Here is a 12,403-nt window from a genome sequence, read left to right as displayed (position 1 = left end):
CGTTCAGTTCAATCGGGGGCGTCAGAGAGCGAGCGGCTGCATCAGCAGCTTCTCGCCATCGAGATAGACCTGGGCCGGCTTGCCGGACACCTCGGGCGGCAACGGGTTCTCCGTCGTGCGGTAGATGCCGGCAATCGACAGCAGCTCCGCTTCCAGGCTGTGGGCATAGATGCGCGCCGACGTGTCGCCGCGCGCACCGGCGATGGCCTTGCCGCGCAACGGGGCGTAGACATGCACGCTGCCGTCGGCGATGACTTCGGCGCCATGGTTGACGAGGGCCAGCACGACAAGATCGCCGCCCTTGGCATAGATGCGCTGGCCGGAGCGCAGCGGCTTGTCGACCACCATCGTCGGCGCCGGCGTTGCAACGGGAACGGGCTTCTCGATGATCTTCTCGACGGTGATCTCGCGCACCACCTCGCGCACGACTTCGGTGGGCGCTGCCGCAGCGGCGCCACGCTCGACCGCGGGCTCGTCGGCCGCATCGGCCAGGCCCAGCGCGTGGGCCAGGGCGAGTTCGTCGGCCGTCGCACCGGCCACCGCCACGGGTTGCAGCTGGCTGTCGCGCAGCAGTTCCACGATGGCTTTCAGGTCGACGGGCGCCGGACCGTCCAGCGCGAGCGGCGCCTGGCCTTCGACCGCTTCAGTCGCCGCGGCCGGGGCGCGCTCCAACTGGCTCAGGTCGATGACGACAGGTTCATGCTCGAAGCCGCCAGCGCCGGCACGCTGGGCCCAGTCGGCGGCCAGCTCGGCCATGTCGGCGCTGTGCAGCACCAGGCCCAGCAGGCTGAAGCGGCGCGATTTCAATTCGAAAGTGCCGGTGCGTGCTGCGCTCTTGCCGCGCCCGCCGCTTTCCCTCGTCAAATCCGCCATTGCCCCGCTGTCGCCCCGCTCAAAAGGCCGCGAGTTTAGCCGCCGGCCTCACGCGCACTTCTTGGGGACTGCCCCCAGAGCCCAGTTGGAGACCGCCTCAAAAGCAGGCAGACCAGTCGGTACGGTGGCCGATCAAGCACTTAGCGCCGCTGTCGTCAGCCAGCCCACAGACTTGTCCACAGCGGACGGGGACAAAGCGCATCGGAATGTCATTCCAACCCGTGACATCTGCACTTGGCGGCTTGACTTATCCCCAAATCTGGAAGGCGTCAAGCCCCGCCAGGCCTCATGCCCCCTGCGCCGTGGGCTCCGCGAGGTATGAAGCTAAGTTATTGATTCATATAGCCGCTCCGCGACTGCCTAGAAATGAGGCAAGCTAAGACAACCCGCATTCCATAAGGGCTTGGCCGCGATGCAGGGGGGTTCTCCACAAAGTTTTCCACAGAGTCGGTGGATAGCTTTCAGAAGCGTTACAAATCAGTGACTTAAGCGCGGTCCTTGATGCGCTGTGGAGCTTTCGGCTGCAACTTGGGCGCGCTGCGGGCGCTGCCGCAAGCTACATTGGGCCGGCCACACAAGGAGAGTCCATTTGGCTACCCCGAACTACAGCTATGAAAAGCGCCAGCGTGAGCTGGCCAAGAAGCGCAAGGCCGAAGAGAAGCGCCAGCGCAAGCTCAGCGGCAAGCCTGACGACGCCACCGCACAGGATGAGGCGCCAGCCGACGGCGAGGCCGCAGCCGACCCGGCCCCTCCCAGCGATCCGCAAACCTAGAATCCGCAGTTCCGCCCGCCAGCCCTGCTTCCCGCGCACATGCCCCGCCAGCTCTTCGTCACCACCGCACTGCCCTATGCCAACGCCGGTTTCCACATCGGCCACATCATGGAGTACACCCAGGCCGACATCTGGGTGCGGTATCAGCGAATGGCGGGTTCGCAGGTGCACTTCGTCTGCGCGGACGACGCCCACGGCGCGCCCATCATGATCGCGGCCGAGAAGGCCCAGAAGACGCCGCAGGAGTTCGTGGCTGGCATCGCCGCCGGCCGCAAGCAATACCTGGACGGCTTCCACATCAGCTTCGACAACTGGCACTCGACCGACGGCCCGGAAAACCACGAGCTGTCCAAGGCCATCTACCTCTCGCTGCGCCACAACGAGCTGATCTCGACCAAGACCATCGAGCAGTTCTTCGATCCGGCCAAGTCCATGTTCCTGCCGGACCGCTTCATCAAGGGCGAATGCCCCAAGTGCGGCGCCAAGGACCAGTACGGCGACTCCTGCGAGGTCTGCGGGGCCGTCTATGCGCCCACCGAGCTGAAGAATCCGTACTCGGTGCTGTCCGGCGCGACGCCGGTGCTCAAGACCAGCGAGCATTACTTCTTCAAGCTGAGCGACCCGCGCTGCGTCGATTTCCTGACGCAGTGGACCCAGGACGCCGGCCGGCTGCAGCCCGAGGTGCTGAACAAGATCCGCGAGTGGTTCGAGCCGGACGAAGAGGGCAAGAACCGCCTCAGCGACTGGGACATCAGCCGCGACGCGCCTTACTTCGGCATCGAGATCCCGGATGCGCCGGGCAAGTACTTCTATGTCTGGCTGGACGCGCCCATTGGCTACCTGGCCTCGCTGAAGAACTACTTCGGCAAGCTCGGCAAGGACTACGACGCCTTCATGGCCGATGAAGCGGTGGAGCAGATCCACTTCATCGGCAAGGACATCACCTATTTCCACACGCTGTTCTGGCCGGCCATGCTGCATTTCAGCGGCCGCAAGACGCCCAACCACGTCTTCGTGCACGGCTTCATGACCGTCAACGGCGGCGAGAAGATGAGCAAGAGCCGCGGCACCGGCCTGGACCCGCTGAAGTATCTCGGCCTGGGCCTGAACGCGGAATGGCTGCGCTACTACATCGCCGCCAAGCTCAATGCCAAGGTCGAGGACATCGACTTCAACCCCGAGGACTTCGCGGCCCGCGTCAACAGCGACCTGGTCGGCAAGTTCATCAACATCGCCTCGCGCGCCGCCGGCTTCCTGACCAAGCGCTTCGACGGCCGCCTCAGCGCCGACCTCGGCGTGGAAGGCCGCATGCTGCTGGATACGCTGCGCGCCCAGAGCGGCGCGATCGCCGAGCTCTACGAGACCCGCGAGTTCGGCAAGGCCCTGCGCGAGATCATGGCCCTGGCCGACAAGGTCAACGAGTTCGTCGACGCTCACAAGCCCTGGGAACTGGCCAAGCAGGAAGGCATGGACGCCGCCCTGCACGATGTCTGCAGCGTCTGCATCGAGGCCTTCCGCCTGCTGACGATCTATCTGAAGCCGGTGCTGCCGGCACTCAGCACCCAGGTCGAGGCCTTCCTGAAGGTCGAGCCCCTGCAGTGGAGCGACAGCGCCCGCGCCCTCGGCGGCCACCAGATCGGCGCCTACCAGCACCTGATGCAGCGCGTCGACCTGGCCAAGGTCGAGCAGCTCTTCGAAGCACCGCCGGCGCCCCAGGTCGTGCCCGGCGGCGAGGACATCGCCGCCGAGATCAAGATCGACGACTTCGCCAAGGTCGACCTGCGCATCGCCAGGATCGTCAAGGCCGAGCTGGTCGAAGGTTCGGACAAGCTGCTGCGCCTGACGCTGGACGCCGGCGAGGGCCGCATGCGCAACGTCTTCAGCGGCATCCGCAGTGCCTACAAGCCCGAGGAGCTGGAGGGCAAGCTGACCGTGCTGGTCGCCAACCTCGCACCGCGCAAGATGAAGTTCGGCATCAGCGAGGGCATGGTGCTGGCCGCCGGCCACGCCGACGAGAAGGCCCACCCCGGCATCTTCGTGCTCGAGCCCCATGTGGGCGCCCAACCCGGCATGCGTGTCCGATAATCCCGCCCTTCACCGACAAGACCCCGCCATGCCGCTGTTCTGGAAGCCCTACAAGTCCGAAGTCACGAACTTCATCGAGCAACTGAAGGCCCAGCGCCCGACGCTGGAGGCCGAGCAGCGCGCCGGCCGCGCCCTGCTGTGGGACAAGGAACAGGACCGCAGCGCCCAGGCCGGCTTCGACGACGCCCGCGTCGCCCAGCAGCCCTACGTCTACCAGACCAAGTCCTGACCGTGCCGGTGGCTGACGAAGCCAGCCACGCTGAGCCTGGCCTTTCCGACCTGCCCGAGACGGTCGACACGGTCGCCGTCGCTCGCCTGTATGGCGAGCCGCTGTTCCAGATGCCCCTGGACCTCTACATCCCGCCGGATGCGCTGGAGGTCTTCCTGGAAGCCTTCCAGGGGCCGCTGGACCTGCTGCTCTACCTGATCCGCAAGCAGAACTTCAACATTCTCGACATCCCGCTGGCCGACGTGACGCGCCAGTACCTGAGCTATGTCGAGCAGATCCGCAAGCACAACCTCGAGCTGGCCAGCGAATACCTCTTGATGGCCGCGATGCTGATCGAGATCAAGTCGCGCATGCTCTTGCCGCCCAAGAAGAGCGAGGACGGCAAGGAAGTCGAGGACCCGCGCGCCGAGCTGGTGCGCCGCCTGCTGGAGTACGAGCAGATGAAGCTGGCCGCCGCGCGGCTGGACCGCCTGCCGCAGCTGGGCCGCGACTTCCTGCGCGCCCAGATCCATATCGAGCAGTCGCTGACGCCGAGCTTCCCCGACGTCGACACCAACGACCTGCGCGAGGCCTGGCTGGACATCCTGAAGCGCGCCAAGCTCAACCAGCACCACAAGATCAGCCGCGAACAGCTGTCGGTGCGCGAGCACATGAGCATCGTGCTGCGCCGGCTGCAGGGTCAGCGCTTTGTCGAGTTCGAGGCCTTGTTCGACGTCACCCGCGGCCAGGCCGTCCTCGTCGTCACCTTCATCGCGATGCTGGAGCTGGCCAAGGAACGCCTGCTGGAGATCACGCAGGCCGAGGCCTTCGCGCCGATCTATGTGAGGCTGGCCTACTCGGCCAATTGATCCCGGCCGATCACCTGCCGCGCAGCTTCTGCACCGCCGTCCAGGCGGCCAGCACGAGGGCGCCGGCAATGACGCCCGCCAGGCCGTTGGAGGCGTTCTCGATCAGCGCCGCCACGCCCCAGGACTGACCGGCCAGCCAATGCTCGACGACGTGATGCAGGGCAGGGATGCCATGCACGAGGATGCCGCCGCCCACCAGGAACATCGCCGCGGTGCCGACCACCGACAGGCTCTTCATCAGCCACGGCGCCATCGCCAGCAGCCCGCGGCCCAAGGCCTGCGCAGCGGCGCTGGCGCGCTGCGACAGCCACAAGCCCGCGTCGTCCAGCTTCACGATGCCGGCCACCAGGCCATAGACACCCACGGTCATCACCAGCGAGATGGCCACCAACACGGCCAGCTGGCTCTGGAAGGACACGCCAGCCACGGTGCCCAGCGAGATGACGATGATCTCGGCCGACAGGATGAAGTCGGTGCGGATGGCGCCCTTGATCTTGTCCTTCTCGAACTGGACCAGATCCACCTGCGGATTGGCGACGGCCTGCACCAGCTCCTCGTGATGGGCCTCGTCCTCGGCCTTGCTGTGCAGGAACTTGTGCGCCAGTTTCTCGAAGCCCTCGAAGCACAGGAAAGCGCCACCGACCATCAGCAGCGGCGTGATGGCCCACGGCGCGAAGGCCGCGATGGCCAGGGCGGCCGGCACCAGGATCGCCTTGTTGATCAGCGACCCCACCGCCACGGCCCAAACCACGGGCAGCTCGCGGTCGGCATTGACCCCGGTGACCTGCTGCGCGTTCAGCGCCAGGTCATCGCCCAGCACGCCCGCCGTCTTCTTGGCGGCGACCTTGGTCATCACCGCCACGTCATCGAGGATGGTGGCGATGTCGTCGAGAAGGACAAGCAGGCTGGAGGCCATGGCGGGCAAGGAAGCGGTCGTTGGAACGGCCGCGATGCTATCCGCTCAAGCCCCTCTACCGGTAATGTCTTGCGAGGCTCTCCGCGATGCAGACGGGTTTGGAGGCTCCCTCGGCCTCAATCGCCACCTCGACGGTCAGCTGCGTGGCGCCGCCCGCCACCTCCTCCATGGCCAGCAGCTTGAAGGCCGCGCGCAGCCGGCTGCCCACCGGCACCGGTTTGGTGAAGCGCACCTTGTTGAGGCCGTAGTTCAGCACCATGCGGCTCTCACGCACCGCAAAGCCGGTCTCGAAGAAGTACGGAATCAGCGACAGCGTCAGGAAGCCATGCGCGATGGGCGCGCCGAACGGTCCGGCCTTGGCGCGCTCGGGATCGACATGGATCCACTGCCGGTCCTCGGTCGCCTCGGCGAAGGCGTTCACGCGGTCCTGGTCGACGGTGATCCAGTCGCTGTGGCCCAGGGGCTGGCCGGTGAGGGCCTGGAGATCGGCGAGGGTCTCGAAGATGCGCATTCGGAGGGGCCGGAGTGGAGCGGTCAAGCGGCCACGTTAACCTCGCGCGCCCCGCCCGACCGTAGCCCAGGCGACATCGCCACCCTTTTCCCATGCACATTCTGTTGATCGAGGACGACCTCGACCTGGGCGCCGCGCTGCAGGCCGCCCTGCACGCCGAAGGACACAGCAGCCTCTGGCTGCGTCGCGCCCATGATGCGCCCCCGCGGCTCGACCCCGCTGCACAGGACGCCGTGCTGCTGGACCAGACCCTGCCCGACGGCGATGGTGGCCAGCTGCTGACCCGCTGGCGCCGCCAGGGCAGCACGGTGCCAGTCATCGTCATCACCGCGCGCGCCGCGCTGCAGGACCGCCTCGCCGGCTTCGACGTCGGCGCCGACGACTATGTCGTCAAGCCCTTCGAAATGCCCGAGCTGATCGCGCGGCTGCGCTCGGTGCTGCGGCGCTGCGCCCAGCAGGCCAGCGATGAGTGGACCCTGGGCGACCTCACCATAGAGCCGCGCCGCCAGCGCGCGCTGCTGGCGGGCATGGAGCTGGCGCTGTCGCCACGCGAATACCAGTTGCTGCTGGAACTGGCGCGGGAACGTGGCGGCGTGGTCGCCAAGCACCAGCTCGCGCAGCGCCTGGCGCCGCTCGGCGAGCCGATGGAGTTCGGCACGCTGGAGGTGCACCTGGCCAATCTGCGCCGCAAGATCGGCGCGGACCGCATCGGCACGCTGCGCGGCGTGGGCTACTGGCTGGCATGCGCATGAGCCCCGCCCGGCCGCCCCAAGGGGCTCAGCTCCCGCTCGGCGGGACAGCGCGCAGCGCGAAGGGTGCATCCATGACCTCGGGTTGGCTGCAGCCGACGCTGACGCGCCGACTGATCTTCGCGCTGCTGATCGCCTTCACGCTGTGCTCGATACTGCTGCTCGTGGACGACCAGCTGGACATCCAGCACCAGCTGGCTACCGATCCGGGCGTGCGCCAACTGGGCCGGCAGCTCGCCGCGGGGCTGGAGGAGATCGATGACGCTGCGCTGGCCGCCCGCGTGCTCGATGGCCACACCCGCTACATCAACGGGCTGCGTGCAGGCTTGAGGATGACGACCGGCCCGCTGCGGGTGCAGTTGCTGGACCACAATGGCCAGCAGGTCTACACGTCCGCACCGGGTGACGCTGTCGTCAAGCCGGGTGTCGGCGAACAAACGATAGACGGCAAGACGCACTGGACCTACCGCCAGGACGGGCCGCGCTGGTCGCTGCGGCTGGCCGAGCCGGCCTTGTCGCGCGCGCAGCTGCTCGGCTTTGCCAGCGGGGCTCTCGGCATGCAGTTGCTGGTGGGCTTCCCGCTGATGCTGCTGCCGCTATGGATCGCTGTCTACACAGGCCTGGCCCCTCTGCGCCGCCTTGCACGCCAGTTGAACGCCCTGGACCTGCGGCAGGATCTGGCGCCGCTGGGCGCCGACCTGCGCTATCGCGAGCTGCGCCCGCTGGGACAGGCCTTCGACGCGCTGCTGCTGCGCCTGCGCCAGCGCCGCGCGCGCGAACGCACCTTCGTGCACGAGGCCGCGCACGAACTGCGCACGCCGCTGGCCGTCGTTGCCACGCAGACCCACGCCCTCGTGCACGCCGGTGACGACCAGGCGCGCACGACCGCCGCCACCGGGCTGCAACAGGCCATCGCGCGCAGCGCCCACCTGTCGCGCCAGTTGCTGGACCTGGCCAGCCTCGACAACGAGCAACCCACCGCGCCCGACACCCTGGACCTCGCGCATTTCTGCGCGCAGCGGCTGGCCGAGCAGGCGGGCGTGGCGCGTGAACGCTGCATCGAGCTGGCCCTGGACGCGCCGGACCAGCTGCCGGTGCGCCTGGACACTTTGGCCCTGCAGTCGGTGCTGCAGAACCTGCTCGACAACGCACTGCGCTATGTGGGCCGCGGCGGCCGCATCGAGGTGAGCCTGGCCCTCACGCCCGCTGGCCCGCGACTGGCGGTGGCCGACGACGGCCCGGGCATCGCAGCGGCCGACCGCACGCTGGCCTTCGAGCGTTTCTGGCGCGGTGCGGGGCATGAGGTGCGAGGCAGCGGGCTGGGTCTGGCCATCGTGGCGCAGGCCGCCGCGCGGCTGGGCGGCCAGGTCACGCTGGTCGACGGCCTCCCACGGCCGGGTGGCTGCGGCGCGCGCTTCGAACTGCAATTGCCCGCCACCGTCTTGGGCATCCCTTAAGCCACGGCTTTCAACAATGGCCCGGTCACTTCCACCACCGACCGGAGTCCTGTTTGAAAGCTGTGCTGTTCCTCACCGTTGCCGCGCTGGCCGCCCTTCCCGCGCAAGCCGCCGATCCCTATGCCGGCTTCAACCTCACCACGCCCGGAGAGGCGAACTTCCGCATCAACGGCCGCGAGGTTTCCAACGACAACAACCCGCGCGCCGTGAAGCTGTACGCCGGGATGCAGTTCACGCCGACCTGGGCGGCGGAGCTGGGCTATGGCGCCTTCGGCAGCTACCACGCCGCCGATCCCACTCCAGGGTCTCGCTACCAGCTGAAGCTGTCCACCAGCGTCGTCTACCTGGCCGCAAAGGCCAGCAGACCGCTCGGCGATTCCTTCGCGCTCTTCGGCAAGGTCGGCCTGGCCGTGAACCGGCTGAAGGCCAGCGACTCGCTGGGCCACAGCGATCGCGAGTCCTTCGTGCGGCCCATGTTCGGCAGCGGCCTGGAATGGAAGCTCACACCGCAGCTGGCCGCCACCATCGAATACAACCGCTACGGTTCGCGCCGCAGCGATGGCGACCGTTTCACGCAGCAGAAGGCGGAAGTGGGGCTGGCCTTCAAGTTCTAGCCCGGCGGGCAAGTTAACCTCGCGGGCCATGCCTGACAGTACCGCCCGCGACATCCTCGTCCTCGCCGCCCACCCCGACCTGGCCCGCTCCCACGCGACCCGCACCGTGCTCGACACGCTGCGCGCCTCGCCGGTGGCCGATCGGGTCGAGCTGCGCGACCTCTACCGCCTCTACCCGGATTTCCACATCCACATCGAGACCGAACAGCGCGCGCTGGAAGCCGCCCAGCTCGTCGTCATGCTGCACCCCATCTACTGGTACAGCATGCCGGCCCTGCAGAAGCTCTGGCTGGACGAGGTGCCACGCCTGGGCTGGGCCTACGGCCCGGGCGGCACGGCCCTGCACGGCAAGGACTTCTGGCTGGTGGCTTCCACGGGCGGTGGCGCCGAGGCCTATGCGCCGGGCGGGCACAACCACCATGCCATCGAGGAATTCCTGCTGCCCTACCAGCAGTCGGCCAAGACCTGCGGCATGCACTACCTGCCGCCGCAGATCCTGCACGCCGCCCACCGTGCGACGGATGCCGAGATCACGGCCCATGCCGAGCTGTTCGTGAAGCGGCTGGCGCACTACCCCGAGTGGTGCCATGACCTCGCGGCGCCCGAGGTCGGCGACGAGGAAGCCGTCGGCCTGGATGAGAGGCCGCCGATGTTCTCGACGATCGGGGGTGCTCAATGAGCCACGGTGCCTGGCTGCAACTGCCGCTGGTTTTTCTCGCCGCCGCCGTGCTGGCGGTGCCGCTGGCCCGCTATCTCAGGCTCGGCTCCATCCTCGGCTACCTCGTCGCCGGCCTGCTGATCGGCCCGGCCGTGCTGGGGCTGGTCCCCGAATCGACCGCCATCCCCGAGGTCGCCGAACTCGGCGTCGTGCTGATGCTCTTCCTCGTCGGCCTGGAGCTGGAGCCCAAGCGGCTGTGGGCCATGCGCCGGCCCATCTTCGGCTGGGGCAGCGTGCAGCTGCTGGGTTGCGCGGCGGCGCTGGCCGCGGTGGGCCTGGCGCTGGGCCTCCCTTGGCGGCTGACGGTCGTCGTCAGCCTGGGGCTGGCGATGTCGTCCACCGCCGTGGCGCTGGCCGTGATGGCCGAGCGCAACCTGGGTCGCACGACGGCCGGCGAAAGCATCCTGTCCGTCGCGCTGCTGCAGGACATCGCCGCCATCCCCGTGCTGGCCCTGGTGCCCGTGCTGGCGCTGAGCGGCGCGCATGACGACGGCGACGGCAAGACCTGGATCGCGGCGGCCAAGGCCATCGGCGCCATCGTCGTCATCGTGTTCGGCGGCCGCCTGCTGCTGCGCCCGGCGCTGCGCTGGATCGCCCAGAGCAAGACGCCCGAGATCTTCACGGCCGCGGCGCTGCTGCTGGTACTGGGCACGGCGGCGCTGATGCAGGTAGTCGGCTTGTCGATGGCCCTGGGCGCCTTCCTCGCCGGCGTGCTGCTGGCGGAAAGCGAATACCGCCGCGAGCTGGAGACCGACCTGGAGCCTTTCAAGGGCCTGCTGCTGGGCCTGTTCTTCATCGCCGTCGGCATGGGGCTGGACCTCAAGTCCGTGGCGGCCCAGCCGGGCCTGGTGATGGCGCTGGTGACGGCGCTGCTGGTCTGCAAGATCTTCGTGCTGGTGCTGATGTCCAAGGCGATGAAGATTCCGCTCGTCGAGCGCCCGGCCTTCGTCATCCTGCTGGCGCAGGGTGGAGAGTTCGGCTTCGTCGTTTTCCAGCTCGCCCAGGGCGAGGGAATGATCAATGCGGCGCAGAACTCGGCGCTGGTGGCGTCCATCGCGCTGTCGCTGGCGCTGACGCCGCTGCTGCTGACCGGCGGCGACCGGCTGATGTCGCAGAAGCTCGCCCGCCGCGGCATCAAGAAGCGCGCCGAGGCCGCGCCGCCGCCGCCCTCGCCCATCATCATTGCCGGCAGCGGCCGCTACGGCCAGGTCGTCGCCCGCATGCTGCGCGCCAACGGGCTGGAGGCAACGGTGCTGGACCACGACTCCGAGGCCATCGAAAGCCTGCGCCGCTTCGAATGGACGGTCTACTACGGCGACGCGACGCGGCTGGACATGCTGAAGACCGCCGGCGCGGCCACCGGCCGCATCCTCGTCATCGCCATCGACGACATCGCCCAGAGCGTCGAGATCGCCGAGCTGGCGCGCGAGCATTTCCCGCAGCTCACCGTCGTTGCCCGCGCGCGCAATGTGCAGCACTACTACCAGCTGCACGAAGCCGGCGTGCGCCACATCGAACGCGAGACCTTCGATTCGGCACTGATGAGCGCGCGCAGCGTGCTGGAGCTGACTGGCATGGAGCCGCATGCCGCGCGCCGCCAGGCCATGCGCTTTCGCCGCCACAACATCGACGTGCTCAACACCATGGTGCCGCTGCAGGGCGACGAAGGCGCCCTGGTGGCCGCCGCGCGACTGGGCCGCCAGCAGTTCGAGCAGCTGATGGCCGCCGAGCGCGAGGCCGAGGACGCTCACCGCAAGGCTCAGCGCGGCGGCTGGGACAAGCAGGACGCATGAACGAACAGGCGCTGGCCGACGCCGCCGCGCTGATCGCCCAGGCCGATGCCCTCGTCGTCGCGGCCGGCGCCGGCATGGGCGTGGACTCCGGCCTGCCCGACTTCCGTGGCCGCGAGGGCTTCTGGCGGGCCTACCCGGCCCTCGCTCGCGCGAACCTGGACTTCACCAGCGTCGCCTCTCCTCGCACCTTCGAGCGCGACCCGCGCCTGGCCTGGGGCTTTTATGGCCATCGCCTGGCCTTGTACCGCCGCACCTGGCCGCATGCCGGCTTCGCGCTGCTGAAGCAGTGGGGCGAGCGCATGCCGCAGGGCCTGGCTGTGTTCACCAGCAATGTCGACGGCCAGTTCCAGCAGGCCGGCTACGACACGGCACTCATCCACGAATGCCATGGCTCCCTGCACTGGCTGCAATGCCTGGCCGGCTGCGGCCGGGCGCCCTGGTCGGCCGATGGCCTCGATCCCGATGTCGACGAGGCCGAATGCCGGTGGCGTGGCGAGCTGCCCAGCTGCCCCGGCTGCGGCGAACTGGCCCGACCCAATCTGCTGATGTTCAGCGACTGGGGCTGGGTGGGCGACCGCTACGACGCCCAGGAGACCCGCCTCGCGCGCTGGCTGGCGCTTGCCGGGCGTCCTCTCGTCGTCGAGATCGGCGCGGGCACCGCCGTGCCCTCGGTGCGCCGTTTCAGCCAGCAGGTGGCAGCTCACCATGGCGGGCAGATCCTGCGCCTGAACCCGCGCGAGCCCGAGGTTGCCGCATCGGTGGGCATCGGTCTCGCCATGGGCGCGCGGGAGGCCCTGCAAGCCCTGTCGCACCGGCTGGATTGACCCCGGCGGCGACA

At 68.4% G+C, this 12,403-nt stretch carries 13 protein-coding genes; 10 read left to right on the top strand and 3 right to left on the bottom strand.

What is annotated here, in order from left to right; all coding sequences use genetic code 11:
* Positions 1-21: 21 nt before the first annotated feature.
* Positions 22-873 (bottom strand): septum site-determining protein MinC, encoded by an 852-nt coding sequence (minC, locus tag AC07OY_RS03255; protein WP_495041081.1) that lies wholly within the window; start codon positions 871-873, stop codon positions 22-24.
* 589 nt (positions 874-1,462) lie between these two features.
* Here minC and AC07OY_RS03250 point away from each other — a divergent pair.
* The 4 genes from AC07OY_RS03250 to AC07OY_RS03235 are packed head-to-tail and all read left to right on the top strand — an operon-like array spanning position 1,463 to position 4,807.
* The gene (locus AC07OY_RS03250; RefSeq protein ID WP_495041080.1) at positions 1,463-1,645 is read left to right on the top strand and encodes a hypothetical protein; all 183 of its coding nucleotides are present in this window, start codon (positions 1,463-1,465) and stop codon (positions 1,643-1,645) included.
* A 39-nt stretch (positions 1,646-1,684) separates the two neighbouring features.
* The gene (gene metG / locus AC07OY_RS03245; RefSeq protein WP_495041079.1) at positions 1,685-3,730 is read left to right on the top strand and encodes a methionine--tRNA ligase; all 2,046 of its coding nucleotides are present in this window, start codon (positions 1,685-1,687) and stop codon (positions 3,728-3,730) included.
* A 28-nt stretch (positions 3,731-3,758) separates the two neighbouring features.
* Positions 3,759-3,959 carry a DUF3460 family protein gene (locus tag AC07OY_RS03240; RefSeq protein ID WP_495041078.1) on the top strand — a complete coding sequence of 67 codons (201 nt, stop codon included), beginning with the start codon at positions 3,759-3,761 and terminating at the stop codon, positions 3,957-3,959.
* Between the two features lie 2 nt (positions 3,960-3,961).
* Positions 3,962-4,807 carry a segregation and condensation protein A gene (locus AC07OY_RS03235; RefSeq protein ID WP_495041077.1) on the top strand — a complete coding sequence of 282 codons (846 nt, stop codon included), beginning with the start codon at positions 3,962-3,964 and terminating at the stop codon, positions 4,805-4,807.
* A 10-nt stretch (positions 4,808-4,817) separates the two neighbouring features.
* On the opposite strand, the gene AC07OY_RS03230 is transcribed toward AC07OY_RS03235, so the two are convergent.
* Positions 4,818-5,723: a DUF808 domain-containing protein gene (locus AC07OY_RS03230; RefSeq protein WP_495041076.1), complete on the bottom strand. Its 906-nt coding sequence runs from the start codon at positions 5,721-5,723 to the stop codon at positions 4,818-4,820.
* 55 nt (positions 5,724-5,778) lie between these two features.
* Positions 5,779-6,234: a MaoC family dehydratase gene (locus tag AC07OY_RS03225; RefSeq protein WP_495041075.1), complete on the bottom strand. Its 456-nt coding sequence runs from the start codon at positions 6,232-6,234 to the stop codon at positions 5,779-5,781.
* A 92-nt stretch (positions 6,235-6,326) separates the two neighbouring features.
* Between AC07OY_RS03225 and AC07OY_RS03220 the strand changes: the two genes are divergently transcribed.
* From AC07OY_RS03220 to AC07OY_RS03195, 6 genes are all read left to right on the top strand, one after another.
* Positions 6,327-6,986, top strand: coding sequence for a response regulator (locus AC07OY_RS03220; RefSeq protein WP_495041074.1), 660 nt, complete (start codon positions 6,327-6,329; stop codon positions 6,984-6,986).
* 71 nt (positions 6,987-7,057) lie between these two features.
* Complete coding sequence (locus AC07OY_RS03215) at positions 7,058-8,440, top strand: sensor histidine kinase (protein WP_495041073.1); 1,383 nt, start codon at positions 7,058-7,060, stop codon at positions 8,438-8,440.
* A 62-nt stretch (positions 8,441-8,502) separates the two neighbouring features.
* Positions 8,503-9,054 carry an outer membrane beta-barrel protein gene (locus AC07OY_RS03210; RefSeq protein WP_495041971.1) on the top strand — a complete coding sequence of 184 codons (552 nt, stop codon included), beginning with the start codon at positions 8,503-8,505 and terminating at the stop codon, positions 9,052-9,054.
* Between the two features lie 28 nt (positions 9,055-9,082).
* A complete protein-coding gene (gene kefF, locus AC07OY_RS03205; RefSeq protein ID WP_495041072.1) occupies positions 9,083-9,733 on the top strand; it encodes a glutathione-regulated potassium-efflux system oxidoreductase KefF in 651 nt (216 codons plus the stop codon).
* Positions 9,730-11,565, top strand: a complete 1,836-nt coding sequence (gene kefC, locus AC07OY_RS03200; RefSeq protein ID WP_495041071.1) for a glutathione-regulated potassium-efflux system protein KefC — start codon at positions 9,730-9,732, stop codon at positions 11,563-11,565. Before kefF ends, kefC begins: the two co-directional genes overlap by 4 nt.
* Entirely contained in the window at positions 11,562-12,389 is an 828-nt protein-coding gene (locus AC07OY_RS03195; protein ID WP_495041070.1) for an SIR2 family NAD-dependent protein deacylase, read from the top strand. The genes kefC and AC07OY_RS03195 overlap by 4 nt, the downstream gene beginning before the upstream one ends.
* Positions 12,390-12,403 lie beyond the last annotated feature (14 nt).

The sequence above is a fragment of the Roseateles sp. GW821-FHT09H10 genome, assembly GCF_059415865.1.
Note: the sequence above shows the minus strand (reverse complement) of the source record. Positions and strands in the feature narration are given on the sequence as shown.